Below are 24,501 nucleotides of genomic sequence, written 5' to 3'. Positions count from 1 at the left end.
AAGGTATCTGCCATCTTCTGCAAGATGTCCTGCAAAAGTACCTGCGCTTCAAGCGGGCCCATCACGGAATAGCCCGATCCCAACTCGCCGTCGATAACATACAATCGGCTATCGCGACGTTAAATGGTCAACTTCAATCGAATCGTAGCGGTGGTCGACGATGACGAATCGGTTCGCCGTGCCCTCAAGCGTGTGCTGCACTCTTTTTTTTCGGGGTAGCGGCGGAGACTTTTCCAAGTGGCGAGGCATTTCTGAGCACGCTGTCGTCGGGCGCTTCGTGCCACTCCGCCTGCGTGATCGTGGACTTCCAGATGCCAGGGGTCGACGGGTTGGAGCCGTCACTTTGGGCGTGGCGACGTTCGGGCGGATGCCCGCGCAGACAATGTCGTCCGCGCGGGGGGATGGTTATGGTCGAGGAGAATCGTTGTGCTGTGGCGATCACCGCCTGGTCAGCATGCGGACGATCTTCTGCACGATGAGCTCATGCTGCTCCAGCGCCTCATCGAGCGTATGTGCTCCGTAGCTCCTGTTGTCTCGCGCTTCCATTCCGGCGACGCGCGTCACGAACAGCGAACCTTCCCCGGTTTTCGGTTCGGACACACCGCGGAAACGGGTGGTGACCGTCACACCGGATTCGTCCAGCAGCGTGCGGCGGAACATCAGTTCGTTCTCTGTCATCCAGCGCGACCACTCGCCGCGGTCGAACACCTCGACAGGTCTGTTCTTCGCATCGAGGACATAGAAGCGTTCCCTGCCGGACGGGACGGAGCGTGATTTCATATTTCAATGCGAAGGCGTGAGCAGGAAGCCGATCACCTCCCGCCACCAGGTTTCGTCGACGCGGCCGATCCAGTCGTTATGTTCAGCCGCCTTCAACACTATCAGTCGTCTCGGTTCGGCCAGCGCGTTGTAGAGCGCTTCGCCGAAGCGCCGGGGGACGATGCTGTCGCGCTCCGCAACCACGACGAGAACAGGGCGCCTGAACGACGCCATATGGGTCACGCTGTCGTATCGGTCGCGCAGCAGCCATTTCACGGGCAGCCACGGATAGTGATAAGCAGCGACGTGCTCAAGCCGATCCCATGGCGTGATGAGCAGCAAGCCAGCGGTCTTGTCGCGTTCACGCGAGCCGGCGGCGGCCGCCACGCCGGCCCCGAGCGATTCGCCGATGAGCAGCAGCGGCGCGCCATAGAGCCGATGCGCCAGCGCGATGGTCTGTTGAGCATCACCGACCAGACTCTCTTCGCCCGGCGTGCCGTCGCGCGGCCCGTAGCCTGGATATTCGGCGAGGATCACGCGCAGCCCGAGCCGCGTGAGCGCTGCGGCGTAGAACGAACGGTGTCCGGCGTGCCCGGCATTGCCATGAAAGACGATGACGGTGGCGCGCACGGATCCGACGGGCTCGGCCACGAGGCCCCGGAACGCCTCAGGTGTCGGCCAGGCGCGAAGTACGCTGGAAACGACGTCCCCGGTTGCAGCCTTCTCAGGGAAGTAGATAAAGCGATCCTGCAAGATGGCGACTCCAGCGAACACAATCAGGAACGCAACGGTGAGACGCAACATCAACCCGGTGAATTTCATCGCCTTGAGCCCGATCCACCGATCGTTTCAGTAACGAACCCAGTTTAGCGCGCATTGACCACCGCTTATATCCCTGCGTGTCGTCGCGAGCCACGCGCTGACGGCGCCGGGAGGGACGGCTCCAGGGCAACGGGCAGATGGCAACGACGCCCCCGCTTGCACAGCGGACCGTGGACCAGTCTTGTGCTGCATACTTCAGTGGATCACACCACCGAAAGCATCGACGGCGAGCAGCCTTGTCGTTTCAATATTGGACCGGACCCGGCCATGAAGCGACGATCATCTGGGGCTACCGAATGACCGATCTTGGCGCCATTGCGGCCGCTTTGAGCGGCTGATAATGAAACGGACGAGTGCGATGTCTCCGGCACCACGTATTCACCGCACATAATTCCCGTGTCGATCGAACGCGCGACATCATCATGGCGACGCGTCCGATCGGCACGCGATCATCCGCGTGTCTGAGCCGAACCCATTGCGCGCCCGGACAGTTGAGCCGATCTCCGATCAGCCCAGGTTGACGGGCATGTCGTCGTAACGCTTGAGCTTGTAGAACAGCACGGACACTAGCCAGCTGACGACAAAAAGGCCGATCACCGCGTAGCCGAGCAGGCCGAAATTGTCCGACGCCGCGCCAATCGGACCCCAGAAACCGCCCTTGAGGTCGAGCTCGTCCGCGATGAGCGCCAGCGCCTCGATGCCGCCGATCAGCACCGCCACCACTAGGGAAGCGAACGTGATCGTGATGTTTTAGTACACCATGCGGACCGGCTTCATGAACGCCCCCGCGTAAGCGCCGAGCATCAGCACGCCGTTGGCGGTATCGACGAGGCACATGCCAGCCGTAAACAGCGCGGGGAAGATCAGGATGGTCGCGAGAGTCATGTCATCAGCGGCCAGAGGGGCGGAAATACCGAACAGCACCACTTCCGTCGCCGTATCGAAGCCCAGGACGAACAGAAAGCCGATCGGGTACATGTGCCAGTTGCGCGAAACCAGGCGGAATAGCGGACGGAAAATGCGCGACAGGAAACCGCGCCTGTTGAGCAGCATATCGAGGTCTTCCTCGACGAGACGTTCGCCACGCCGAAGCGTCGCTGCACGATCCGGTCACCGATACGTAGTGAAGTTAGCGCGCCAGAAGTGCACAATTTCCGTATGAGTATCTCCGTATGAGTATCGCTTTGCGAAGAAGCGGCGCTGCGGCTGCCTGCATCGGCGACCGCCGCGGTCGGCGGCGTGAGAATCCCGTGTGCGGTATGTGCGTTGCCGAATGCAGGATGTCGCGACGCCGGGTGCGTGCGGCCGCCGGCGCGCCCCGTCTGGATCTCTCGGTGAAGGTATGCGGAGCCTGCCGTAAAACCTGCACGACCATCAGAGGAGAGCAGCAATGATCGATTTCAGTGAAGCCCGGGAATGGATGGTTGTATGGCAAATCGCGGCCCGCGGCATCTGCGATTCCAACGTGCTATCCGCGATGCGTCATGTGCCGCGCGAGGAATTCGTAGCGGAGCACCTCCGTGAAAGCGCGTACGACGATAGTCCGTTGCCCATCGCGAGTCATCAAACGATCTCGCAGCCCAGCATCGTCGCGCAGATGATCGAGGCGGCCGAACTGGGTCCCCGCGACCGGGTTCTCGACATCGGCACGGGCTCGGGGTACGCCGCCGCAATTGCGGCCGCAATCGTGGCGCATGTTGATTCCGTTGAACGCGATCCGGTGCTCGCCAGCACCGCTCGCAAGACGCTGGCGCGGTTGGGCATTTCAAACGTGACCGTTCATCTCGGAGACGGCACTGTCGGCTTGGGCGCCTATGCGCCGTACGATGCAATTATCGCGGGAGCCGGCGGTCCGCGTATCCCGCGGGCGTGGCGTTTGCAACTCTCGGTCGGTGGCCGGATCGTCATGCCGGTGGGACGCGAGCCTTACCATCAGCGATTGATCAAACTGGTCCGCTACAGCGAACACGATTATCACGAGCGCTCGCTCGGCGAAGTGAGCTTCGTACCGCTAGTCGGCGAAGACGGCTGGCCTGATCATTAAGTGTTCGGCCGCCCGGTTCCAATCTGGTGCTGGGCCCGGCCCGAGCACGTACCGGCATCGGATGACGATAGCCCTGACAATGTGTTGCAGACAGGTCTAGAATGAAATCAAGGTCCGTGTCGTGTATCGAAATGTTTCCCGGCACACGGGAAGCGGTTGGCGACGCGGCCAGGCCCCACGCAGGATGGTTTCACTGCAACCGAGCCGATTCCATTTCGGTCTAATCAGGACTAAACAGGTCCTGATTAAAACGGGAGATATTCGGATGTTGCGCATGAGCAAACTTGCCGACTACGGCACAGTGATCATGACCGCGATGGCCCGCGATCCGGATGCAGTCCACAGCGCAAGCAGCATTGCGGCGGCGACCGGCGTCGCGATACCTACAGTGTCAAAGGTGCTGAAAATCCTGACGCGGGGCGGTATGGTGGAGTCGCTGCGCGGCACGAATGGTGGTTACCTGCTGCCGCGGCCGCCCGAGCGGATCACGCTGGCCGAGGTGATCGCCGCGGTCGACGGGCCGATCGGGGTGACCGAATGCAGCACGTTGCCTGGCTTGTGCGTCCAGGAGGCGGCGTGCGCGGTGCGGGCCAACTGGCAGAAGGTCAATCGCGTGATCTGCGAGGCGTTACAGCAGGTCACGCTGGCGGACATGGCAGGTCCGACCTTGCGCGCGGTTGATATCAGCGCGATCCGCGCGCGCAGCATTCCCGGCCGCCGCGCGGGTGCGACGCAACTGTCGCGCAAAACGACCGACGGAGGCCATGCATGAGCGCATCTACAACCGGTTTCGACGAACTGATCAGTCGCGAGTACCCGCATGGTTTCGTGACCGATCTGGCGGCCGACGCGTTGCCGAGCGGGTTAAGCGAGGACGTGATCCGGCTCATTTCCGCAAAGAAAGACGAGCCGGCATTCATGCTCGAATGGCGTCTCGTGGCCTATCGGCACTGGCTCACGATGACCGAGCCACGTTGGGCGACAATCCGGCATCCGCCGATCGACTACCAGGGCATCGTCTATTATTCCGCGCCGACGGCACAGAGAAATCGTCCGAAGAGTCTCGATGAAGTCGATCCGGAACTGTTGCGTACTTATGAAAAGCTGGGTGTACCGCTGGAAGAACGCGAACTCCTGGCAGGCGTTGCGGTGGATGCGGTGTTCGACAGCGTCTCGGTAGCCACGACGTTCCGCGAAAAGCTCGCGGAACTCGGCATTGTGTTCTGTTCGTTCTCGGACGCCGTGCAGCAACATGCCGAACTGGTGCAGAAGTATCTCGGCTCCGTGGTGCCGCACACCGACAATTTCTTCGCCGCGCTGAATTCCGCCGTGTTCAGCGACGGCTCGTTCTGCTATATCCCGCCGGGCGTGCGATGCCCGATGGAGCTATCGACGTACTTCCGCATCAACGCGCAGAACACCGGGCAGTTCGAGCGTACGCTGATCGTCGCGGACAGAGGCGCGTATGTGAGCTATCTGGAAGGCTGCACCGCACCGATGCGCGACGAAAATCAACTGCATGCCGCGGTGGTCGAGCTGATTGCACTGGAAGGGGCCCAGATCCGCTATTCGACGGTGCAGAACTGGTATCCGGGCGATGCGTCGGGCAAGGGCGGCATCTACAACTTCGTGACCAAGCGTGGCGATTGCCGCGAGGCGAATTCGAAGATTTCGTGGACTCAGGTGGAAACCGGTTCGGCGATCACGTGGAAGTACCCGAGCGTGATCCTGCAGGGCGATAACTCGGTCGGTGAATTCTATTCGGTGGCGCTGACCAACCACTGTCAACAGGCCGATACCGGGACGAAGATGGTTCACCTCGGCCGCAATACGCGTAGCACGATTCTGTCGAAAGGCATTTCAGCGGGCGGCGGAAAGAATGCGTATCGCGGCCTCGTGAAGGTCGGCCGTGCGGCCGAAGGTGCGCGCAATTACACGCAGTGCGATTCGCTGTTACTCGGCGACCGTTGCAGCGCACACACGTTCCCCTATATCGAGGTCAAGAACCCGACCGCGAAGGTCGAGCACGAAGCGTCGACATCACGCATTGGTGAAGACCAGTTGTTCTATTGCCGGCAGCGCGGGCTGTCTGCGGAGGATGCGGTGTCGATGATTGTGAACGGCTTCTGCAAGGAAGTCTTCAAGGAGCTGCCGATGGAGTTCGCCGTCGAGGCGCAGAAGCTGCTCGGCGTCAGCCTGGAAGGCAGTGTGGGCTAACCGTTAGCACCTGGCCCACGGCGATTCGCGAGGGATTCGAACCATGCTTGAAATCAGCAATCTGCAAGCCGAAGTCGACGGCAAGAAAATTCTGCGTGGCATCGATCTGAGGGTGAAGGCCGGCGAGGTGCACGCGATCATGGGCCCGAACGGTTCGGGAAAGAGCACGCTCGCCCACGTACTGGCTGGGCGTGAGGACGTCGTCGTCACCGGCGGCGCGGTCTCGTATCTCGGCCGCGATCTGCTGGTGCTCGCGCCCGAAGAGCGCGCGCACGCCGGGCTGTTTCTCGCGTTTCAGTATCCCGTTGAGATACCCGGTGTGAGCAACGTTTATCTCCTGAAGGCGGCGCTGAACGCGCGGCGCGGGCATCGTGGCGAGCCGGAACTCGACGCGATGGAATTTCTGCAACTGGTCAAGGACAAAATGGCGTTGATGCAGATGGACGAGACCCTGTTGTACCGCGCAGTCAACGAAGGCTTTTCCGGCGGAGAAAAGAAGCGCAACGAGATCCTGCAGATGGCGGTGCTGGAGCCCCGGCTCGCCATTCTCGACGAAACGGATTCCGGACTCGATATCGATGCGCTGCAGATCGTCGCGCAGGGCGTCAACAGCATGCGCAGCCCCGAACGGGCGATTGTGCTGGTCACGCACTATCAGCGCTTGCTGGATTACGTCGTGCCGGATCGCGTACATGTGCTGGCGAACGGCCGGATCGTGAAGTCAGGGCCGCGCGAACTGGCCCTAGAGCTGGAACGCAAGGGCTATGGCTGGATCGAGGATGAGGCCGTGCAATCAGCCGGTTCAGCAAGTGCAGGGCATCCATGAAAAACGAGTCGCTCGACCACTTCCACCAGGCTTTTGAACAACTCGCGAAGACGTTGCCCGGCGCTGAGCTGCCGTGGCTGCGTGCCGTGCGCCGAAGCGCCATCGAACAGTTCGACACGCTGAGCCTTCCGACCACGCGGCACGAGGACTGGAAGTACACGAACGTGTCGGCGATTGGCAAGCGTCCTTGGCATTTCGCGCCGCAACGCACCGGCCGCACCGATGATAGCGACGTGCGACGCATCGTCGATGGACTCGTGCTGGACCCGGCTGGCCATCGACTGGTATTCGTTAACGGTCACCATGTGCCGCGGCTGTCGAAACTGATTGGTTTGCCGCATGATGTGTTTGTCGGCTCGCTCACGCGGGCGTTGAGAGAAATACCGCAACGACTGCAGGCTGCGATCGCTTCGCAGACGTATGCCGACGGCTTTACCGCGCTCAACACGGCGTTTCTGAGGGATGGATTTGCCGTCGTGCTACCGCCTGGCGAGGTCATCGATCAACCGCTGCACATGCTGTTCCTGACCGACGAAGCGGGACTTGCGGTGCAGCCGTTCAATGTCGTGCTTGCGGGAGCACGCTCAGGCTGCGTGATCGTCGAGCACTTTGTAGGGTTTGGCGATGACGAGTACTGGACCAATGCGGTTACCCGCATCGTCGCAGGCGAACAGGCAGATGTGCAGCACTACCGGTTGCAGCAGGAAGGCACGAAGGCGTTTCATATCGCGTCGGTCGCTGCTGCGCAGCAACGCGCCAGCTGTTTTACCTCGCATGCGTTCGCGTTCGGCGGCGCGTTGTCGCGCACGGGCATTGACACGGGCCTGAACGCCGCGAACGCGCAAGCCACATTGACCGGTCTCTATTTCGTTGGTGGCCGGCAGCACGTCGATCACCACACGCGCATCGATCACGGAGGGCCACATGGCTCGAGTCGCGAATACTACCGTGGCGTGCTCGACGGCGCCGCGCGCGGCGTGTTCAACGGGCGCGTCATCGTGCATCGCGATGCGCAGCAAACGGACACGCATCAGGCGAATTACAACCTGCTGCTGTCGCGCGACGCGGAAATCGACACGAAGCCACAACTCGAGATTTACGCCGACGATGTGAAATGCACACACGGCGCGACGGTCGGTCAACTGGACGAGAACCAGTTGTTCTATCTGCGTGCGCGCGGCGTCGAGGAACGCACGGCGCGAGCGCTCCTGACCTACGCATTTGCACGCGACATTGTCGAACGTGTGCGCATCGAATCGCTCCGCGGTCGGCTTGAAAATCTGCTGCTCGCGCGCACTCCGGAAGGCGAGCGCATCAGGGAGTTGCTATGAAGCCGATTGGACAGATGCAGGCGCCAGATCCGCGCAATGTCGAGCACTGGCGGGCCGATTTTCCGATTCTGGGCGAGCGTGTACATGGCCGGCCATTGGTCTATCTCGACAATGGCGCGACTACGCAAAAGCCGGCCTCGGTCATCTACGCGGAAAACGCTTACTACCGGCATAGCAACGCCAACGTGCACCGCGGCGTGCATCTGCTGTCGCAGCGCGCGACCGAAGCGTTCGAAGCAGCACGCGCGAAGATCGCACGCTTCATCAACGCGCAGCGTCCGGACGAGATCGTGTTTGTACGTGGCACGACCGAAGCGATCAATCTCGTCGCCCAGAGCTTTGCGCGCCCGCAGCTCAAGCCTGGCGACGAAATCCTGACCAGTGCGATGGAGCACCATTCGAATATCGTGCCGTGGCAGATGGTCTGCGAGCAAACTGGGGCGGTGCTGAAAGTCGTGCCGATTGACGATACGGGCGCGCTCGACGCCGACGCGTACGAGCGCTTGTTGAACGACCGCACGCGGCTGGTCGCGATGACGCATCTGGCTAACGCGCTCGGCAGCATCAATCCGGTGGAGCGCATTGTTGCAGCGGCGCACGCGAAGGGCGTACCGGTGCTGCTGGATGGTGCACAGGCGATCTCGCATCTGCCGGTCGACGTCCGCGCGCTCGATTGTGATTTCTACGCGTTTTCTGGGCATAAGGTGTACGGGCCGACAGGCATCGGCGTGCTGTATGCCAAGGCCGCGCTGCTTGAAGCGATGCCGCCGTGGCAGGGCGGCGGCGACATGATCCGTTCGGTGACGTTCGAGAAAACGGAATACAACGCGATTCCGTGGAAGTTCGAGGCAGGCACGCCGAACATTGCCGGCGCGATTGCGCTGGGCACGGCGCTTGACTATGTTGACAGCATCGGCATGGAAGTGATCGCCGCGCACGAGGCCGGCCTGCTCGCTTATGCAACGGACGCATTGCAGGCGATACCGGGCTTGCGTCTCATCGGTACCGCACGCGACAAGGCGAGCATCCTGTCATTCGTGCTCGACGACGTGCATGCGCATGATGTCGGCACAATTCTCGATCATCACGGCGTCGCGGTGCGGGCGGGTCACCACTGCGCGATGCCGGTGATGCAGCGGTTCGGCGTACCGGCGACAGTGCGCGCGTCGCTTGCCCTCTACAACACGCGCGAAGATATCGACGCCCTGATCGAAGGGCTTGGCAGGGTCAGGGAGATATTCGGTTCATGAGCGATCTGCGCGATCTGTATCAGGAAGTCATCTTCGACCACTACCGGCGGCCGCGTAACTGTCATGGGCTGGCCGATGCCAATCACAAGGCCGAGGGCTACAACCCGTTGTGCGGCGACCGGATCACGCTGTATCTGCGAATCGAAGATGGCGTCGTCAGGGAGGCGAGTTTCGAAGGCGCGGGCTGTGCGATTGCGACGGCGTCCGCGTCGCTGATGACCGAGGCGCTGAAGGGCAAAACGGAAGCGGAGGCCGAAGCGCTGTTCGGACGTTTTCACGACATGGTGACAACACCCGCTGCAGGACAGGCGCCAGCAGCGTCGGCATTGGGCAAGCTGACGGTGCTGTCCGGCGTGCGCGAGTTTCCCGAGCGCGTAAAGTGTGCGACGCTTGCGTGGCATACGCTGCATGCCGCACTGCACGACGAGGACCGCCCCGTTTCGACAGAGTGAGGCAGACGATGAGTACATTCGACTGGCTGAAGCGCGCCGAGGCCGCACAACCTGGCAGTGGCGCAACAACAGAACGTCTCGAAGAACGCGTGATCGACGCGCTGCGCACCGTGTTCGACCCGGAGATTCCTGTCAACATCTACGACCTGGGGCTTGTCTATGGTCTTGACGTGGACGTAGCCGAAGGCCGCGTCGAAATCCGCATGACGTTGACCGCACCTGGCTGTCCGGTCGCGCAGACCTTCCCGGCGACGGTTGAGGATGCGGTGTTTTCCGTGAACGGCGTGAACGACGTGCACGTCGAGCTGGTGTGGGATCCGCCGTGGTCGAGAGAGCGAATGTCGGACGCGGCACGCCTGCAATTGGGGATGCTTTGATATGTCTGACTGGGTCGATGTCGCCGCGATTGAGGATTTCCCGGTCGGCGGTGTTCGCAGCGTCGAGGTCGATGGCGCGCAGGTTGCCGTGTTCAATGTCGACGGCACTTGCTATGCGATCGAGGATATCTGCCCGCACGACGGCGGCATCCTGACAGGCGGTGTGGTGGAAGGCGACGTGGTTATCTGTCCGCGCCACGGCGCGCGGTTTTGCATCAGGACGGGGAAGGTGTTGGCGCCGCCGGCTTATGAGGATGTGGTTGTGTTTCCGGTGCGGATCGAGGCGGGCATCGTTCAGGTGCGTGACGTGCGGTGGGATTGAGGTGCGCTGTTTTCTCGCTTATTTTTGTGAGCAGGCATCCTGCTGACATTGTTTTTGGTTTATTGGCGTAGGAAAGCCGTGCCCCCGGCGGAGCGTCTGTCGCACGACGCGACAGGGTGAAGTTCTATACTTAAAAAGTTGCTATTCCTCGAGTTGTGATTCTGCTCAATAACATGGCGCAATCGCTGGCCGGTCTGGTGCGACGCGCATCGCGAAAGCCGCACATCGGGCGTTCGCGTCTGCGAGTCGGCTGATGGCTGTTTTTGGCACGGTTGTTCACGCGTGCAGCCGCTTTGACAAAAACGTGCTTCACCTGAGCGAACTCGGGGATGTCAGCCTTCGCCGCCGGACGGTCAGGTTATTGAGATATTTGGACCGGCGGATCCTGATGGGCGATGTCACGATCCGCGTTGATTGCTTCGAGCGCGGCGAGCTTGGCACCGCTTTTGTCGATGGTTACCGTCTCGGGTACACCTGTCGAGCGGATAATGCAGGCGGTTGAGCACTCGGGCCACCGCCGGATTGAACGTCTTCATCGAGTTGTCAGCCGTTCATGTCGTTCCACACATCTTAGCGGACCGCCGTGCTGCAACAGAACCGATGACTGTGTCGATTGGCTTTTCATCACTAATTTTCCAGGACTATTTTGTCGCCCGGCTTGATGGTCCCGCCTGTCAACACCTCTGCGTAGATTCCGAGATCTCCGTGGTTGACGTAGTCCTTGATCTGGAGCGGAAGGTTGATATCGCGCTCGCCAGTCGCGGGGTTCACACTCGTTGCTGCGCAGCGCTTGGTGCGTCTCACCACTTTGAGACGTGCGTCACCGATGCAGAAGTGGCGGTCGAGCCACTCCATCTCGGCCCACGCAGGAAGTCCGTCGAAATAGACGTTTGCGCGAAAACGCACGGGATCAAGTTCCATACCAACTCGCTCAGCCAAATCGCGGACGGTCGCAACATTGATGAAGGAGATGCTGCGCATCAAGGCAACAGAGTGAACGCTGACGTCAGTGAACTGGTGCCCAGGCGCATGAACGACCTTCGGAGTTCCGGGAAGCGGCACCCCAAGAAAATCACTCACAAAAGACGCAGCCGTCTCCTTCCCGGCGTCGGTGGCGAGATCAAAACGGGCGGTTGACCCATGGTGCTCGACTTCGAGTTCGCTGGTCTCTGCAATCAGGCGGGTTTTCAACTGAGCCAGCCGTTCGTATTTGGCCAGCATCAAAAATTTCGTCTTCGGCTCGGGGGTAGGATTGCCCGGGTCGAACGCAAATGAACCGTCAGTAATGGCATATGCGCGGTCAAGTGGAAACCCTTGTGCCTCTTGCAAAAGAACAGATTGCAGAGACTCTGGGGATAGTCCTTTGACTGGGTACCGTTTTAGACAATCTACGAACATGGCGGGCTCGGGCTCAGTGGGTTTGGGTACGCATCGGCGCACAAGTAAATCGTTGAGCGCGTTGGCCGGCGGTTGTTTCCGCGCGACGGAGCGTTGTTGGACGCCGGAGCGGGCGGCGGACCGCAAGGGTAGGCAGATGTGCCGCCTCACGGCCGAGGCGGCCAAAGCTTAGGGAAAATCCTCAGTCATGGATTGCGGCAATCTCATCTTATCGGGCAAACCATAAATCAGGCGGGCATTTCGGACGTAACAGGCCGTTTCGGACCGAAATCCACGATTTCGGCAACGTGACTCCGGGTCTCGAGAACGCGGCCGAGCCGGGAGGAAAGCACACTTGGCGTCTCGATACCGCAAAAGTAATTCACCTCCCGGATTTTACATATTGAACAAGCCAATGCGCGCGTCGAGGCGATGCGGAAGGGCAAGCGTGCGAAGGCTTGAATGGAAGGTACAGGGTGGACGGCCTTCGCGAGCGTCCGACTCTGTATCGTGCTGGTCGCGTCAGCGGCACCGGGGAAATAATTGCAGAAGATCCGCGCCAAGGCGCACTTTAGGCAAATGGGTTGACCTTGTTGCTCACCTTGGCAATTGTGTTGACGGGATCACCATGCCGGTCCGAAGTCGGGCCAATTGTGGCGACAAGTTGCCGAAAATAGCCGTAGACACAACGGCGCCAACAAGATTACCCGTTGAAAGTTCGCACATTTACCTGGGGCAACCGAAAGCCGTGAACAATTTCTGCAAACGGGCGTGAATCTTGGCACTTCGTTTTGTGACCCCATAATTTTACATAACATAATTTATCAACGTTTTCGATGTCAGGGCTTTTTAGAAATGTCCGGTTCTGGCTCATTAGAAATGTCCGGTTCCCGGCTCCGGGCTGGCTGCGGTGGCGCATGCTGCGGCATCACAGCCAGCCCGGAGCCAGACCATGAACGGACGTGGATTCATCACGATCAGCATGCACGAGCTCGAGCGCGTGAAGATCATCGAGGCGGTCGTAGTGCATTCACAGAAACTGTTATAAAAATTCAACAGAAATCGTTCAGAAATGCCGTCGCCGTCTTTTCTAAACGGTTTACGTCGAAAACGGAACGCGTAGATGGTCTCGTGGCATTTCTGAAGGAATCACGTTAAGTCTCTATGGTGGCGACTTCTGGTGGCCCCAGCGGGTGGTATGCGAGTTACCCCCGTGGGCAGCATTTTGAGGCAGATACTTGAAATGTGAGACTTGTGATATAAACTTAAACGATCACATTTCTCAATATCGAGTACGCAATGGTTAAAGGACGTTCAAGTGCCGAAACGATGGCCCCCGCAAGCATGGCCGCGTTGGCGCTCGGATCCCAGACCGCGGGAGGCGTCGGTGACATCGGCCGGATCGTGATGGCGCTGGACGCGACACGTGCTGCTGCGACTGCAATTCTCGACGGGTTGGAAGACTTGGGCGGTGGCATGTCGGAGCACACCAAGGTAGAGCTGACTCGCAAGGTACGCCGGCGAATCAGCGAGCAGGAAGATAGTGTCCTGCAAGGTCTCGTCGATGCGTCACCGGTCAGGCTGATGACGCCGTCGCGTGCCGAGATGGAAGCTAAGGCAGTTGCAACTGTGCTGGACGGAACCACGTGGTTGACGGCTCAGATGGTCGGCAAGCGGCAGAATCCGGATGCCACGAATCTGCATGCTGTGACGAGTCGGTGGAAGAAGGAAGGCAGGGTTTTTGCCATCGAGCGGGCGGGCCAGACCTTGTACCCGAGGTACATTTTTGATGATCTCGGCAACCCGATTCCTGCAGTGGCAGAGATCCTGAAGGTCTTCGAAGGCTTCACACCGTTCCGGATTGCCTCGTGGTTCGAGTCGACGAACAGTATGCTCCATGGGAAGCGTCCTCGCGAGGTCCTGGCAGCAGGCCCCTTGGCCGTGATCGAGGCCGCGCGGGATCACGTGGTAGGAGCGGTGCATGGGTAGTACACAGCATCCTCCGCCGCCGTCGTCATTCACGCTTTCAGCCTTTCCGTCCCTAAAGTTGTTCTCCACCGGAAACGCTCCCACGTAATCTGTATCGCATATTCCACGTAATCTGTGCTGGAAATGGTCGCACCCATTTTCAACAGAGATCACGTGGTTTCGGAGTGTATCCAGCGTACACTTTCCTTCATTAATCGCGTGGCCCAACCAATTCCACGCAATTTATGTCAAATTGTCAGGGCAATTAACAGAAACTGACGGCCGTGTCGGCTTTGGCAACTGGACATGGAGAATACAAGAAGACGCTGCACTGGCCATTGCGAGTGGCGATTGCGAACTAAACCAGACGCCACGTCCCAGTCATTTCCGTTGATGAGCAAAGCGTCGAGGCGAGGCTAGCCGACCACCATCGTAATCTAGGAGTGTCCGACCGTCGGCATCACAAAGAGGCGTTCATCCCACACCACGGGTTGCGGCTCGGTCACAACAATCCGCGTCGCGTCGGGGTGTGCGGGATTGACCAGCACGTTGAACTCTGCACGGACGACGACGGAAGGTACCATCAGGAGCGCGGTACGCGACTCGGTCAGCCAGGCGTCGCCGAACTCCCTTGCCGCCTGCAGTGCTGGCGCATCCCATCCCCCTGGCAACGATTCGCCCGACTGGAGTTCGACGCGAATATCGTCGGGAACCGCTGCTTCAACCCATCCGTGTGTCTTCGGTACCTTGCCGATGCGGGCATGAACAAGAACCTCGAGCATCGCACCGGCGAAGGTCGACGCGGCGTAGATGACCGGTCGCCCCGGGCTATTGAAGCGGCCGCCCACCAGCATCGCGCCGGTGCCGCTCCAGACCGTATGTCGAGTGTCGGCGATTCGAAACAACTTCACGCCGGCAACCCATAAAACAGTTTCCAGAGCAGCTCTTCGACCCGGCGCGCGCCGAGCTCGGTCAGCGCAACATCGAGTGGCGCCCGCCCTTCGAGCTCCGGGTGCGGCGTCGACAGGAATTCCCGCGCGTCCTCTTCGTCGTTCCAGACGTAGGCCGTCGTCGCGACGATCCTGGCCAGCCGCTCAGTCTTTTCCGATTCGTCTGGCGTCAGCCGATCGCGACGCCGCTTATAGGTCGCTTCGGGGATGATGCGGGCAAGTAGCGCACGCCGGGCGTCAGCACCCTGCGTCGCATGTTCGACGCCCGCGCGCAGCGCGGACTTGGGCAATCCGTCGCGGACAAGTGCTTCGAGTTCCGCGAGCGTGTGCGGGACCTGCCGCAGTTCCATGACTGCGGCCACTGCCTCAGGCGTAATCAGTGACATGCGACTCCCGACTAAAGTATCAGTTGATACCCAATCATAGCGCAATTGATACTGTCCGCAAACCCATCTTCAACTAGTAGGCGCCAGCGGGGAGACTGCCGAGACGGCTTCCTCGACATCGTCCGTGCCTGCGAGCATGGCGGCCCGTTATGGCCTACAGAAATCTTTCATACACGAAATGCTCAAGCAATTAAGCATCCGCTCGCGACGGGATGTCGCACCGGGTATACGAATAAACTATTTATAGTGCAATGCACAAGCCCGTGTGATCGGTAGATGCAACCTGATGGTTGTGTTATAGTGCACTGCACAAAATTCGTCCGATCGGCAAGCGCGATCCGACGATCGCGTCTGGCGTTGCCGGGTTGGCGGACCGAGATGCCGCTGAACTTGAGTCGACACGCCTGTCAGCTATGTCCAGTTTCTGTCTACATCATCAAAATGAGGTCCCTGTGGAATACCTTACCCGCATCGCCGCGTCTGGAGCACTCCTGGTCGTCGCTCTCGGTATCGTCACCTTCGCCCAGATCAAGTTCGCGCCGCAGTCCGCAGACAGCAACCCGGTCGCACGGATCGTTCTGAACGTCGAATCGCAACTGAACGGTTGAGCGACTCCACCGCCGTATGTAGCTCGCGCCCCGCAGGCAAAGAAAAACCCGCCAGGCTCCGAAGAGAACTGGCGGGTTTCAGCTACTGATTTCGGATTCACATACCAGGCGATGGTAACGGAGTTGACGCCTGCTCAGGCTCCTCCAGCGACCAGCCAGCCTCCATGTCCACGGCATCCAACACCTTGGCAGGTCACCAATCGTCAATTCGAGACGCTTCATCGTGGCCTCGTGAGACAGGCAACCTTTCCCCTTCGACGTTTCGATTATCAGAAACTTGAAGAGCGTTTCGCCACACTGATCCAGCGCAAGCTAGCCCTCCCCGCCCTGCGCAAATTGTCACCGTGCAACCTGAAGGCATGGGCGAATCCAGAATTTGTGCAGCAGCCTCCTGCACAAATTGAAGCCTCTTCGGCCTGGTAAACATAGGATTGCGAATTAAACGTCGATCACTTTAATTATGTCAAATTTTTAGCGCATGCACGATGGCTCTGGTTTCGTCGTCGGTTTGCAAAAAATTGTTCCCGCTCTGCAGAAAATTGTTCCTAGCCTCTAGGCGTGAAACAAGCGCCGCGTGATACCGCGAGCCGCCTCCCCGTCAGCGCAGCGGATGGATGCCATCAAACGAGCGCGCTTTCATCGGTATTGAATTCGGCGTTGCACTTGGGGTCTGCCGGAAAAGTCACAAAATCGCCTCAAGCGTTGGTGTGGGGAACAACCTTACTGCGAAGCCTCTTGATGCAAACTTGTTCCCGACATGTCTGCCAGCCTCAGTTCGACTGGCCAGGCGCGGTACCAAAATTATATAAACCGACGCACGGCGGCCGATCAGCACTCCACTCAGACAAACGGCTGTTGTAGCGTTCGCGTCTCGATGAATTCTCCGACGCGCTGCGTCAATGCTGCTTCGTCCCATTGACGCGAACCCTGCGCCGCTCCCTTGTCCGGCTTATGGAGCCTGCACTCCTCAATACCCTGCAATCCGATCAAACGCATAAGGGTGCGCATCACCACGACACGCAAGCCGCCAATTAGACGATCGGATGTCTCTTCTTGTGCGGAGAGCGGACCACCGCTCATCCGCTCACCTTCCGGCCATTCGCCTTGGGAAATGTCCCCGGCGCAACGCCGGTATAGCGAAGCGCGTTGGCAACCGCTACAAAGGCTGGTGCTGGCTGACGCCGGCTAGGGTAATAAAGGTGATATCCGGAGAACCACGGGCACCAGTCTTCCAGTAGCGGGATCAACTCACCGCTCGCCAGATGGTCAGCGACACGCGCCTGTGAAACGTACGCTAGACCGTGCCCGGCAAGAGCCGCTTTCGTGATCATCCCGATGTTGTTAAACATCAGCTGCCCATCGACACGTACTTTCAGCTCACGTCCTTCCCGGTTGAACTCCCAGGCATAGAGACCCCCATAGGTCGGCAGACGCAGATTGATGCAGTTGTGCTTCGTCAGGTCCTGAGGTGTGACAGGTGCCGCGTTCCGCGCGAGATAACCGGGAGAACCAACCACGATCATGCGAATGTCCGGCCCGATTGGAATCGCGATCATATCTTTGGCAATCACCTCGCCGATCCGGACCCCGGCGTCGTATTGCTCAGTAACGATATCGGTGAGCCCATAGTCAACGATCACCTCCACCTTGATATCGGGAAACTCTGGAAGGAATCTGTCGAGTCCGGGCCACAGCACATCCTCAGCAGCGTGCTGATCAGCCGTAATGCGCACCGTTCCGGCGGGCTTCTCCCTGAGTCCGCTTAACGCCGCGATCCCCGCGTTTATCCCATCGAAATGGGGGCCGACCGTCTCAATCAGCTGCTTACCCGCCTCAGTTGGTGCAACGCCCCTCGTATTGCGGGTAAGAAGGCGGATGCCCAGTCGCTCCTCCAATGCGCGCACGATCTGGCTGAGCGCCGATTGGGAGATGCCGATCTTCGCCGCCGCCCGGGTAAAGCTGCGCTCGCGCGCCACTACCAGAAATGCGGAAATGTCTTGAAGGTTATCGCGCGCCACGGTATTAGCTTTACTTATAACGGTATGCAGTTTATACCATCTAACCAACTGACTGCGAGGCAGATATATTTCTCCTATCACTTTGGAGAACGGTTACATGAAGACGCGCACACTTGGAAAAAGCCTGGAAGTTTCCGCCATCGGTATGGGCTGCATGGGGCTTACGTTCGGGTACGGACCGGCCACGGACAAGTCCGACGGTATCAATCTGATTCGTGCTGCTGCAGAGCGCGGCGTGACGTTTTTCGACTCAGCCGAAGCATATGGCGTAGAGAACGAGGAAATGGTCGGCGAAGCACTTGCACCGTACAAAGGCAAGGTAGTAATCGCCACGAAGTTTGGATTCAGGAACGGAAATACGAAGGATGGCCTCGACAGCCGTCCGGAACGCATCCGCCTGGTGGCGGAACAATCGCTCAAGCGCCTGAAGACCGATGTGCTGGATCTGTTCTATCAGCATCGCGTCGATCCGAACGTCCCGATCGAGGACGTTGCCGGAACGGTCAAGGACCTCATCGCCGAAGGCAAGGTGAAGCATTTCGGCCTGTCGGAGGCCGGCGTTGACATCATTCGCCGTGCCCATGCCATCCAACCGGTCACCGCGCTTCAAAGCGAATATTCTATGTTCACTCGCGACACAGAGGCAGAAGTCCTGCCGACGCTCGAGGAGCTTGGCATTGGTTTCGTCTGCTTCAGCCCGCTTGGCAAAGGCCTGCTCGGTGGAAAGATCGGCGAATCGACGACCTTCAAGGAAGGCGATGTACGGAGCACCCTGCCGCGCTTCAACGGTGAAGCGCGCGATGCAAATGCCAGGCTGGTCGGTCTGATCGCGGAAATCGCGAAACGTAAGAATGCAACATCGGCACAGATCGCCATCGCGTGGCTGCTGGCTCAAAAGCCGTGGATCGTCCCCATCCCCGGAACGACGAAGCTTCACCGCCTTGAAGAGAACATCGGCGGCGCTAACGTCGAGCTTACCGATAACGACCTGAAGGAGCTTGGCGATCTCCTGGCGAAGCAACCAGTTCAGGGCGCCCGTTATAACGAGCAGATGATGAAGACAGTCAACCGGTGAATTCCGGTGTTCAACGGCGGCAGCGAACCGCTTTCCCGCCGCGCGCACCACGCAACAGACATTTGCCGGGGAAACAGATCATGGAATCGCAGGTTCTGAAGGGACGCGTTGCGCTCGTCACGGGCGGAACTACCGGCCTTGGATACGGCGCAGCCAAACGGCTGATCGAGCAAGGCGCATTCGTCTATATCACGGGGCGGCGGCCGGGCCCGCTCGAAGTCGCAGCATCAAGGCTCGGGGCAAGCGCCCGTTCGATCCAGGCTGACGCCGCAAGCAAGAGCGACATGCTTCGTGTAGCCGAGACTATCCGGGCAGGGCATGGCCACCTCGACATCCTCTTCGCCAATGCCGGAGGCGGCCATGCTACGCCACTTGAACAACTGACCGAAGAGCAGATTGACAGTGAACTCAGTATCAACGTCAAGGGCGTCATCCTGACCATGCAAAGCCTGCTTCCCGTGCTTCGACATGGCGCATCTGTCGTCCTGAACGCCTCGATCACGGCGGACATGGGACTTCCGGGCTTTGCAGTCTACGCCGCGACGAAAGCAGCGGTACGGTCGCTGGCCCGAAGCTGGACCACTGACCTGAAGGCACGCAACATCCGGGTCAATACGATCAGCCCAGGCGTGGTGCCGACGGAAGGCTACAGCCATGAACAGAACATGACCGATGAACACATCGCATCGTATGTCGAACGGGTTTCGACGGAGATTCCGGCGGGCCGCGTCGGGACCGCAGAGGATATTGCCGATGCACTCGTCTTTCTGGCGTCCGATGCTAGCAGCTACATCCGTGGCGTCGATCTTGTGGTCGATGGCGGCATGACGCGAGTCTACGCGGGCAAAAACTGATCGGCGCGCGCAGCACCCCCGTTCAATCCGTGACAGCGTAAAAGAGTGTACTGGAGGCACAGACCATGCAAAACCTGAAATCAGAAGAACGTCACATCGTGTGCGAATTACGGTGTGAACCCGCCAACCGTGAAAAGGTCCGGAAACTCGCACTTCAGTTTGTAGAGCCCGCAAGGCTCGAAGCAGGCTGTCTCTATTACGACCTTCACCAGAAGATAGATGATCCCAATACGTTCTTCATCTTCGATGGCTGGACGAATCAGGATGCCCTCGACACACACGCGAACAATCCGCACGTCGCTGAAGTGATGAAAGAGCTCGGACCGCTTTTGACGTTTGGTCCGTCGCTCACGCTTAGCAGTCGCGTGAGCGACTGACTCCTGACTAACCTCAACAGTAAAAATGCAATGACAATCGACGATATTCGCGCAGCTTCGCCAGTCCTTGGACACTACACAGAAAGCCTGCTGATGTCGGGAATGTGGCAACGACCGCAACTGTCGGCCCGTGACCGAAGCATCATCACCGTTTCGGCCTTGATTGCACGCAATCAGGGTATCGAGATGAAACATCACATGTCGCTTGCGCTTTCCAATGGCGTTAAACCAGCTGAAGTCTCCGAGATCATCGCGCATCTGGCGTTCTACGCTGGATGGGCGAACGCGTTGATGGCAGCCTCGATTGCGAAGGAAATCTTCGCGGAGCGCGGAATTCCGGTAGACCAGTTGCCGCCAGTACAAGGGCCCAGGATCGACGTGGATAACGCGTTCGAAGCGATGCGCACCGCGGCTGTAGATCAGATGATCGGACCGGCATTTCAGGCGTTGGCCGAATACACTACGACAGCGCTATTTCATGATCTCTGGCTGCGACCATCGCTGGCCCCCCGGGACCGCAGCCTGTGTACGGTCGCTGCCCTGATTTCCGTCGGTCAGTCCGCGCAGATTCCGTTTCATGTCAACAAGGCAATGGACAACGGGATGTCGCAGGTCGAAGCCGCGGAAGCCATCACGCATTTGGCGTTTTATGCCGGATGGCCGAACGCGATGTCCGCCGCAGCGATAGTGAAAGACATCTTTGCAAAGCGTTCAGCTTGATCGTTTTCTTTGGAGACAAACCTTGAAGATCACTCGTGTTGGCAGCATACCGTCACAAATAGCTCCGAAAGAATGTTTCACTGGCTCCGTACGCATCGACAGTCCCTTCAAGGCGGACGCGCCTGCTCGCTCTGTAGGCGCCCTTGTGACCTTCGAGCCAGGTGCGCGTACCAATTGGCATACTCACCCGCTTGGTCAGACCTTGGTTGTCACGCAAGGTGTGGGTTGGACGCAGTGCGAAGGCGGACCTAAAAAGGAAATTCGCGCGGGGGATGTTGTGTGGTGTCCGTGCCAGCGTCGACATTGGCATGGCGCGACTGCCTCAACCGCAATGTCGCACCTGGCAATCACCGAATTCCTCGACGGTAAGAATGTAGACTGGATGGAGCCCGTAACAGACGAGCAATATCTTGCTAGTCAGGTCGAACCAGACTGAGTATTTCAATGGTATGACGCATAGTGTTCCGCACTGCGACTTCCGTTTTCGGACGACTTGCGGTCTCTCGCGCGAAAGGCGTCCAACGACCGCTTCGGCCGAACAATGGACTTCAAAAATCCTTCTGGCGGTGCCCTGCCGTGCACTTTACAAGATCGCGTCACGGTCTGTTAAAGCGACCCTGCTCGACGACGCGTGGGCGATCGCTGTCGCGACGGCGGTGTTAGCGCGTCCTCTACAAAATCTTGGCCGAACAACACACCTACGCGAGCAAAAAATGGCGAGCGCTCCGCTCTCAATCGTTTCATACGCGTTTCGTTAGCCTTGTCCGAATCCGCATCCAGAACGCTATCGTTATCGGATCTGCGTCGCCCCTTTTGCTGAGTCCGTGTCGATAGGACCAAAAGCAACGGCTTCGTGTTTTGCATTTCCCGGCAAGCTCCTTTCTCCGTGCTCAGGTATATGTGGCCCATTCGTTTCCGTAAAGTACAGCATGAATTCGACGAGCAATATGTTGGAGAGTTGCGTGCGTTAAGACGGGGCAACAACCAAGCCGATGCGTACGGCAAAGCTAACGTCATGTCTAAACGGGCGATTCTTGCTACTACAGGCGGGTATGCGAATGCGAAACCGGACCGTTTCCTACGAAGCAAAAGCTGGCCCCGATTCGAACACTGGGCCATGGATCGGCGCGACCACGCGTTGGACCCGCTTCGCGAGAAGTATCTCCCCATCGATGGGTTTGTGGACTTCCGGTGCGAGCACACGGTGGATATCAGCGTGCTCGAAGCGTCTCCAGGAACCGCAGAGCCGCAATGACCAACGCGCGGACCTAGCGATGTACTCGTCGCCCAATTCATGGGATGTGTTTTTCACCGCTGGGAGCCCGACCAAGCGGAGGATGCCGACCAGGCCTTCAACACGTCGACGGACGGAAAGGCCTCTTCGTCCTCTGAAGCCAGAGCCGCGCCACCGCTCATTGTCACCTCGATTTGGGAGCAAATAATTGACAGAGACATACATCAACCTGAAACATCCAGGCTGCCTGTTTATTGGTGGACAATGGGTGGAGCCGTCGACATCCGCGTCGTTCGACGTAGTCAATTGCAGCACCGAAGAGGTCGTTGCCACCGTGGCAGAGGCGCAATCCGTCGATGTCGCACGCGCCGTGACAGCAGCTCGCGAAGCTTTTGACAAAGGCGCATGGCCGCGCATGACTCATGTGGAACGAGCTGGCTATCTGGAAAAGATCGCGGCACGCTTCGAACAGTTGAACGATGAGTTCGCGCGTGTCTGGTCAATCGAGTCCGGAATCGTCTTCAAGGTGGCGCAGCCACGCATCGGCTTGTTCCTCAGTGGAGCATTCCGGCAATACACCGCTTTGGCATCGACCTTCCCGTTCATAGAGGAGAGGAGGTCCGTAACCGGTCACCAGGCTTATTGTGTTCACGAACCTGTTGGCGTAGTCGTGGCCATCATGCCGTGGAACGGTCCGGCGGGGCTGATGGCATACAAGATCGCGCCGGCACTGTTGGCAGGCTGTACGGTAATCATCAAGTCCTCCCCTGAGGCGCCCTGCTCAGCCTATCTCTTCGCACAGATGTGCGAAGAGATAGGTCTTCCTCCGGGCGTGGTCAATGTCGTTACCGCCGACCGCGGCGTCTCCGAGGAGTTGATCCGCAACCCCGGCGTGGACAAGATCACATTCACTGGGTCAACAGCCGCTGGGCGCAAGATCGGAGCTGCCGCCGCGGAACGGGTCGCGCGCGTCACGCTGGAATTAGGTGGGAAGTCCCCCGCCATCGTCCTTGACGACTTCGATGTTACGACAGCGGCCAAGACCATCGGCGGATCCTTTTTCGGGTATCTTTCCGGCCAGGTTTGCCACAGCCTGACTCGCATAATCGTACCCCGCGCCAAGCATGATGCGATGGTGGATGCGCTCAGCGAAGTGGCACGTGCGATGGTGCTGGGCGACCCATTTGACCCGGCTGTTACCGCTGGTCCGTTGGCGACGGCACGACAGCGCGAAACGGTTGAGAAGTATGTCGCCAAAGGAATTGAACAAGGGGCGACGCTTGCCGCGGGAGGAAAACGCCCAGCGCATCTGCTGAAGGGTTTCTTCTTCGAGCCAACAGTCTTCGGCAATGTCGACAACCGTTCCGTCATTGCGCAAGAGGAAATCTTCGGGCCCGTATTGAGCGTCATTCCCGCGGATGATCTGACGCACGCGATCGAGATGGCCAATGACACGATCTTTGGGCTGAATGCGGCAGTCTTTACGAACGACCAACAGCGCGCGCTCCATGTCGCGCGGCAGATCCGTGCAGGTTCCGTAGGTCACAATGCCTCCCGCACGGACTTCTCGATCGGGTTCGGCGGCTTCAAACAGTCAGGTATCGGACGTGAAGGGGGCACCGAGGGACTGATGGCTTTCCTCGAAACCAAAGCGATCGTGCTCGACAAGCCATCAACGGCCGACTCGGCATGATGAGGCAACGGCCCAAAACGACGCCATATTCCACGTCAGCCTGCCGAGGCGGCTTGGTGCGTGCGACAGCGGAGCGCGCTGACGAGGACTGCGCATGCAGGCGACTTTTGTGGATTACGCGCTGCCACGAGGCGCATACTGCGGCCGCCCCTTACACCTTGCAGCCCGGCGGCCCTACGCGGAATCGATCGTGAATCCGGCACGCCGCGAGATGAGGGGCATATTTGGCGCGCGCCCCCTCAGAAAATGACGACTTGACCGGGTGAGCCATTCGTATCTCGACAGTAGCCGCCCGGTGGTTGAAGCAATTGGACTCAATGGTTCGTCCCGCTTCGGTGCTGCGCAAGGATTTGTGGAGAATCGCCTGCGCAATGATCTCTCCCAAGGCGATCTCCAGTTCGTGGGGTCTTGGCTTCTTACAAACCTCGTCCTATCCCTTCATTATGGCCTACGAAACCCACCGCACCACAGGTGAAGACGTCGGCGCCTAGGGAGCAGCATTCCGAGACTGTGCGTTACTCTGCGCATCTGGACGTCGTGAGGATAGTTTGTTGAATTCCAGCAAGGTCATCCTCGTACCCTGACCTCTTTACCTTAACGTCTTTTTTCGAATCCCGGTGGCTCAGCCATCCCGAGTACTGCATGTATCGGCACGTCCCGCTGACGGCGACCCATGCACGCAGAGCTGGGATCGGGCCAGCTCTTCCACAGTTTTTGGCAAGCACCTTTGCTTCATTGGCATGCGGCCCGGTATCGACGCACGCGCGTTGGCTAGATAAGATAGCTTGAACAAAAAAATCAGAGTCCCGGTTATGAATCCACCCGCGAGGCACGCTGCTAC

The 24,501-nt window shown here is 59.2% G+C and carries 24 protein-coding genes and 3 pseudogenes; 17 read left to right on the top strand and 10 right to left on the bottom strand.

Annotated elements, in window-relative coordinates; all coding sequences use genetic code 11:
- Positions 1–438: 438 nt before the first annotated feature.
- From ACQKRQ_RS27300 to ACQKRQ_RS27290, 3 genes and pseudogenes are all read right to left on the bottom strand, one after another.
- Positions 439–780, bottom strand: a complete 342-nt coding sequence (locus tag ACQKRQ_RS27300; RefSeq protein ID WP_427480752.1) for a hypothetical protein — start codon at positions 778–780, stop codon at positions 439–441.
- A 3-nt stretch (positions 781–783) separates the two neighbouring features.
- Positions 784–1,581, bottom strand: a complete 798-nt coding sequence (locus ACQKRQ_RS27295) for an alpha/beta hydrolase (protein ID WP_427480750.1) — start codon at positions 1,579–1,581, stop codon at positions 784–786.
- Positions 1,582–2,088: 507 nt separating this feature from the next.
- A pseudogene (locus ACQKRQ_RS27290) lies at positions 2,089–2,673 on the bottom strand (HoxN/HupN/NixA family nickel/cobalt transporter); the annotation flags it as partial.
- Positions 2,674–2,971: 298 nt separating this feature from the next.
- Here ACQKRQ_RS27290 and ACQKRQ_RS27285 point away from each other — a divergent pair.
- The 9 genes from ACQKRQ_RS27285 to ACQKRQ_RS27245 all read left to right on the top strand — a co-directional run bounded on the left by ACQKRQ_RS27285 (position 2,972) and on the right by ACQKRQ_RS27245 (position 10,400).
- Entirely contained in the window at positions 2,972–3,625 is a 654-nt protein-coding gene (locus ACQKRQ_RS27285; protein WP_132380220.1) for a protein-L-isoaspartate(D-aspartate) O-methyltransferase, read from the top strand.
- Positions 3,626–3,890: 265 nt separating this feature from the next.
- Complete coding sequence (locus ACQKRQ_RS27280; RefSeq protein WP_427480906.1) at positions 3,891–4,397, top strand: SUF system Fe-S cluster assembly regulator; 507 nt, start codon at positions 3,891–3,893, stop codon at positions 4,395–4,397.
- Positions 4,394–5,842, top strand: coding sequence for a Fe-S cluster assembly protein SufB (gene sufB, locus ACQKRQ_RS27275; protein WP_427480748.1), 1,449 nt, complete (start codon positions 4,394–4,396; stop codon positions 5,840–5,842). Before ACQKRQ_RS27280 ends, sufB begins: the two co-directional genes overlap by 4 nt.
- Before the next feature lie 43 nt (positions 5,843–5,885).
- Complete coding sequence (gene sufC, locus ACQKRQ_RS27270; RefSeq protein ID WP_427480746.1) at positions 5,886–6,668, top strand: Fe-S cluster assembly ATPase SufC; 783 nt, start codon at positions 5,886–5,888, stop codon at positions 6,666–6,668.
- Positions 6,665–7,999: a Fe-S cluster assembly protein SufD gene (gene sufD, locus ACQKRQ_RS27265; RefSeq protein WP_427480744.1), complete on the top strand. Its 1,335-nt coding sequence runs from the start codon at positions 6,665–6,667 to the stop codon at positions 7,997–7,999. Before sufC ends, sufD begins: the two co-directional genes overlap by 4 nt.
- Positions 7,996–9,249: a SufS family cysteine desulfurase gene (locus tag ACQKRQ_RS27260; RefSeq protein ID WP_427480742.1), complete on the top strand. Its 1,254-nt coding sequence runs from the start codon at positions 7,996–7,998 to the stop codon at positions 9,247–9,249. The genes sufD and ACQKRQ_RS27260 overlap by 4 nt, the downstream gene beginning before the upstream one ends.
- On the top strand, positions 9,246–9,701 hold the full coding sequence (gene sufU / locus ACQKRQ_RS27255) for a Fe-S cluster assembly sulfur transfer protein SufU (RefSeq protein WP_132380238.1): 456 nt from the start codon (positions 9,246–9,248) through the stop codon (positions 9,699–9,701). The genes ACQKRQ_RS27260 and sufU overlap by 4 nt, the downstream gene beginning before the upstream one ends.
- An 8-nt stretch (positions 9,702–9,709) precedes the next feature.
- A complete protein-coding gene (locus tag ACQKRQ_RS27250) occupies positions 9,710–10,078 on the top strand; it encodes an SUF system Fe-S cluster assembly protein (protein ID WP_427480740.1) in 369 nt (122 codons plus the stop codon).
- A 1-nt stretch (position 10,079) separates the two neighbouring features.
- Complete coding sequence (locus ACQKRQ_RS27245; RefSeq protein ID WP_427480738.1) at positions 10,080–10,400, top strand: Rieske (2Fe-2S) protein; 321 nt, start codon at positions 10,080–10,082, stop codon at positions 10,398–10,400.
- A 193-nt stretch (positions 10,401–10,593) separates the two neighbouring features.
- Here ACQKRQ_RS27245 and ACQKRQ_RS27240 read toward each other — a convergent pair.
- The 3 genes and pseudogenes from ACQKRQ_RS27240 to ACQKRQ_RS27230 all read right to left on the bottom strand — a co-directional run.
- Positions 10,594–10,749, bottom strand: a pseudogene (locus ACQKRQ_RS27240) (IS6 family transposase); the annotation flags it as partial.
- Positions 10,737–10,887, bottom strand: a pseudogene (locus tag ACQKRQ_RS27235) (IS6 family transposase); the annotation flags it as partial. The pseudogenes ACQKRQ_RS27235 and ACQKRQ_RS27240, both read right to left, overlap by 13 nt.
- 140 nt (positions 10,888–11,027) lie before the next feature.
- The gene (locus ACQKRQ_RS27230; protein ID WP_132380247.1) at positions 11,028–11,798 is read right to left on the bottom strand and encodes an MOSC domain-containing protein; all 771 of its coding nucleotides are present in this window, start codon (positions 11,796–11,798) and stop codon (positions 11,028–11,030) included.
- A 1,278-nt stretch (positions 11,799–13,076) separates the two neighbouring features.
- Between ACQKRQ_RS27230 and ACQKRQ_RS27225 the strand changes: the two genes are divergently transcribed.
- On the top strand, positions 13,077–13,766 hold the full coding sequence (locus ACQKRQ_RS27225) for a hypothetical protein (RefSeq protein WP_427480737.1): 690 nt from the start codon (positions 13,077–13,079) through the stop codon (positions 13,764–13,766).
- A 416-nt stretch (positions 13,767–14,182) separates the two neighbouring features.
- On the opposite strand, the gene ACQKRQ_RS27220 is transcribed toward ACQKRQ_RS27225, so the two are convergent.
- Positions 14,183–14,656 (bottom strand): RES family NAD+ phosphorylase, encoded by a 474-nt coding sequence (locus ACQKRQ_RS27220; RefSeq protein ID WP_427480735.1) that lies wholly within the window; start codon positions 14,654–14,656, stop codon positions 14,183–14,185.
- The gene (locus tag ACQKRQ_RS27215; protein ID WP_046565320.1) at positions 14,653–15,081 is read right to left on the bottom strand and encodes an antitoxin Xre/MbcA/ParS toxin-binding domain-containing protein; all 429 of its coding nucleotides are present in this window, start codon (positions 15,079–15,081) and stop codon (positions 14,653–14,655) included. Before ACQKRQ_RS27215 ends, ACQKRQ_RS27220 begins: the two co-directional genes overlap by 4 nt.
- Before the next feature lie 452 nt (positions 15,082–15,533).
- Here ACQKRQ_RS27215 and ACQKRQ_RS27210 point away from each other — a divergent pair, with 452 nt between their 5' ends.
- Positions 15,534–15,689, top strand: coding sequence for a hypothetical protein (locus tag ACQKRQ_RS27210; protein ID WP_427480733.1), 156 nt, complete (start codon positions 15,534–15,536; stop codon positions 15,687–15,689).
- Between the two features lie 840 nt (positions 15,690–16,529).
- On the opposite strand, the gene ACQKRQ_RS27205 is transcribed toward ACQKRQ_RS27210, so the two are convergent.
- A complete protein-coding gene (locus ACQKRQ_RS27205; protein ID WP_427480732.1) occupies positions 16,530–16,769 on the bottom strand; it encodes a hypothetical protein in 240 nt (79 codons plus the stop codon).
- Positions 16,766–17,707 (bottom strand): LysR family transcriptional regulator, encoded by a 942-nt coding sequence (locus tag ACQKRQ_RS27200; RefSeq protein WP_427480730.1) that lies wholly within the window; start codon positions 17,705–17,707, stop codon positions 16,766–16,768. Before ACQKRQ_RS27200 ends, ACQKRQ_RS27205 begins: the two co-directional genes overlap by 4 nt.
- Before the next feature lie 97 nt (positions 17,708–17,804).
- Between ACQKRQ_RS27200 and ACQKRQ_RS27195 the strand changes: the two genes are divergently transcribed.
- From ACQKRQ_RS27195 to ACQKRQ_RS27170, 6 genes are all read left to right on the top strand, one after another.
- Entirely contained in the window at positions 17,805–18,782 is a 978-nt protein-coding gene (locus ACQKRQ_RS27195; RefSeq protein ID WP_427480728.1) for an aldo/keto reductase, read from the top strand.
- Positions 18,783–18,862: 80 nt separating this feature from the next.
- The gene (locus ACQKRQ_RS27190) at positions 18,863–19,636 is read left to right on the top strand and encodes an SDR family oxidoreductase (RefSeq protein WP_427480726.1); all 774 of its coding nucleotides are present in this window, start codon (positions 18,863–18,865) and stop codon (positions 19,634–19,636) included.
- 65 nt (positions 19,637–19,701) lie between these two features.
- Complete coding sequence (locus ACQKRQ_RS27185; RefSeq protein ID WP_427480724.1) at positions 19,702–20,013, top strand: putative quinol monooxygenase; 312 nt, start codon at positions 19,702–19,704, stop codon at positions 20,011–20,013.
- A gap of 30 nt (positions 20,014–20,043) precedes the next feature.
- Positions 20,044–20,733 (top strand): carboxymuconolactone decarboxylase family protein, encoded by a 690-nt coding sequence (locus ACQKRQ_RS27180; RefSeq protein WP_427480722.1) that lies wholly within the window; start codon positions 20,044–20,046, stop codon positions 20,731–20,733.
- Between the two features lie 22 nt (positions 20,734–20,755).
- Positions 20,756–21,169: a (R)-mandelonitrile lyase gene (locus ACQKRQ_RS27175; protein ID WP_427480721.1), complete on the top strand. Its 414-nt coding sequence runs from the start codon at positions 20,756–20,758 to the stop codon at positions 21,167–21,169.
- 1,006 nt (positions 21,170–22,175) lie between these two features.
- Positions 22,176–23,660 carry an aldehyde dehydrogenase gene (locus tag ACQKRQ_RS27170; protein WP_427480719.1) on the top strand — a complete coding sequence of 495 codons (1,485 nt, stop codon included), beginning with the start codon at positions 22,176–22,178 and terminating at the stop codon, positions 23,658–23,660.
- Positions 23,661–24,501 lie beyond the last annotated feature (841 nt).

The sequence above is a fragment of the Paraburkholderia sp. NPDC080076 genome (assembly GCF_050281145.1).
Classification (GTDB): Bacteria; Pseudomonadota; Gammaproteobacteria; order Burkholderiales; family Burkholderiaceae; genus Paraburkholderia.
This window is presented reverse-complemented; position numbering and strand designations above follow the sequence as displayed.

What these genes read in the sequence shown, in the direction of transcription:
- ACQKRQ_RS27300 (WP_427480752.1), bottom strand. Translation starts at nt 780, where the DNA reads ATGAAATCACGCTCCGTCCCGTCCGGCAGGGAACGCTTCTATGTCCTC.
- ACQKRQ_RS27195 (WP_427480728.1), top strand. Translation starts at nt 17,805, where the DNA reads ATGAAGACGCGCACACTTGGAAAAAGCCTGGAAGTTTCCGCCATCGGT.
- ACQKRQ_RS27245 (WP_427480738.1), top strand. Translation starts at nt 10,080, where the DNA reads ATGTCTGACTGGGTCGATGTCGCCGCGATTGAGGATTTCCCGGTCGGC.
- ACQKRQ_RS27215 (WP_046565320.1), bottom strand. Translation starts at nt 15,081, where the DNA reads ATGTCACTGATTACGCCTGAGGCAGTGGCCGCAGTCATGGAACTGCGG.
- ACQKRQ_RS27225 (WP_427480737.1), top strand. Translation starts at nt 13,077, where the DNA reads ATGGTTAAAGGACGTTCAAGTGCCGAAACGATGGCCCCCGCAAGCATG.
- ACQKRQ_RS27205 (WP_427480732.1), bottom strand. Translation starts at nt 16,769, where the DNA reads ATGAGCGGTGGTCCGCTCTCCGCACAAGAAGAGACATCCGATCGTCTA.
- sufU (WP_132380238.1), top strand. Translation starts at nt 9,246, where the DNA reads ATGAGCGATCTGCGCGATCTGTATCAGGAAGTCATCTTCGACCACTAC.
- ACQKRQ_RS27280 (WP_427480906.1), top strand. Translation starts at nt 3,891, where the DNA reads ATGTTGCGCATGAGCAAACTTGCCGACTACGGCACAGTGATCATGACC.
- sufD (WP_427480744.1), top strand. Translation starts at nt 6,665, where the DNA reads ATGAAAAACGAGTCGCTCGACCACTTCCACCAGGCTTTTGAACAACTC.
- sufB (WP_427480748.1), top strand. Translation starts at nt 4,394, where the DNA reads ATGAGCGCATCTACAACCGGTTTCGACGAACTGATCAGTCGCGAGTAC.
- ACQKRQ_RS27285 (WP_132380220.1), top strand. Translation starts at nt 2,972, where the DNA reads ATGATCGATTTCAGTGAAGCCCGGGAATGGATGGTTGTATGGCAAATC.
- ACQKRQ_RS27230 (WP_132380247.1), bottom strand. Translation starts at nt 11,798, where the DNA reads ATGTTCGTAGATTGTCTAAAACGGTACCCAGTCAAAGGACTATCCCCA.
- ACQKRQ_RS27295 (WP_427480750.1), bottom strand. Translation starts at nt 1,581, where the DNA reads ATGAAATTCACCGGGTTGATGTTGCGTCTCACCGTTGCGTTCCTGATT.
- sufC (WP_427480746.1), top strand. Translation starts at nt 5,886, where the DNA reads ATGCTTGAAATCAGCAATCTGCAAGCCGAAGTCGACGGCAAGAAAATT.
- ACQKRQ_RS27250 (WP_427480740.1), top strand. Translation starts at nt 9,710, where the DNA reads ATGAGTACATTCGACTGGCTGAAGCGCGCCGAGGCCGCACAACCTGGC.
- ACQKRQ_RS27260 (WP_427480742.1), top strand. Translation starts at nt 7,996, where the DNA reads ATGAAGCCGATTGGACAGATGCAGGCGCCAGATCCGCGCAATGTCGAG.
- ACQKRQ_RS27185 (WP_427480724.1), top strand. Translation starts at nt 19,702, where the DNA reads ATGCAAAACCTGAAATCAGAAGAACGTCACATCGTGTGCGAATTACGG.
- ACQKRQ_RS27180 (WP_427480722.1), top strand. Translation starts at nt 20,044, where the DNA reads ATGACAATCGACGATATTCGCGCAGCTTCGCCAGTCCTTGGACACTAC.
- ACQKRQ_RS27190 (WP_427480726.1), top strand. Translation starts at nt 18,863, where the DNA reads ATGGAATCGCAGGTTCTGAAGGGACGCGTTGCGCTCGTCACGGGCGGA.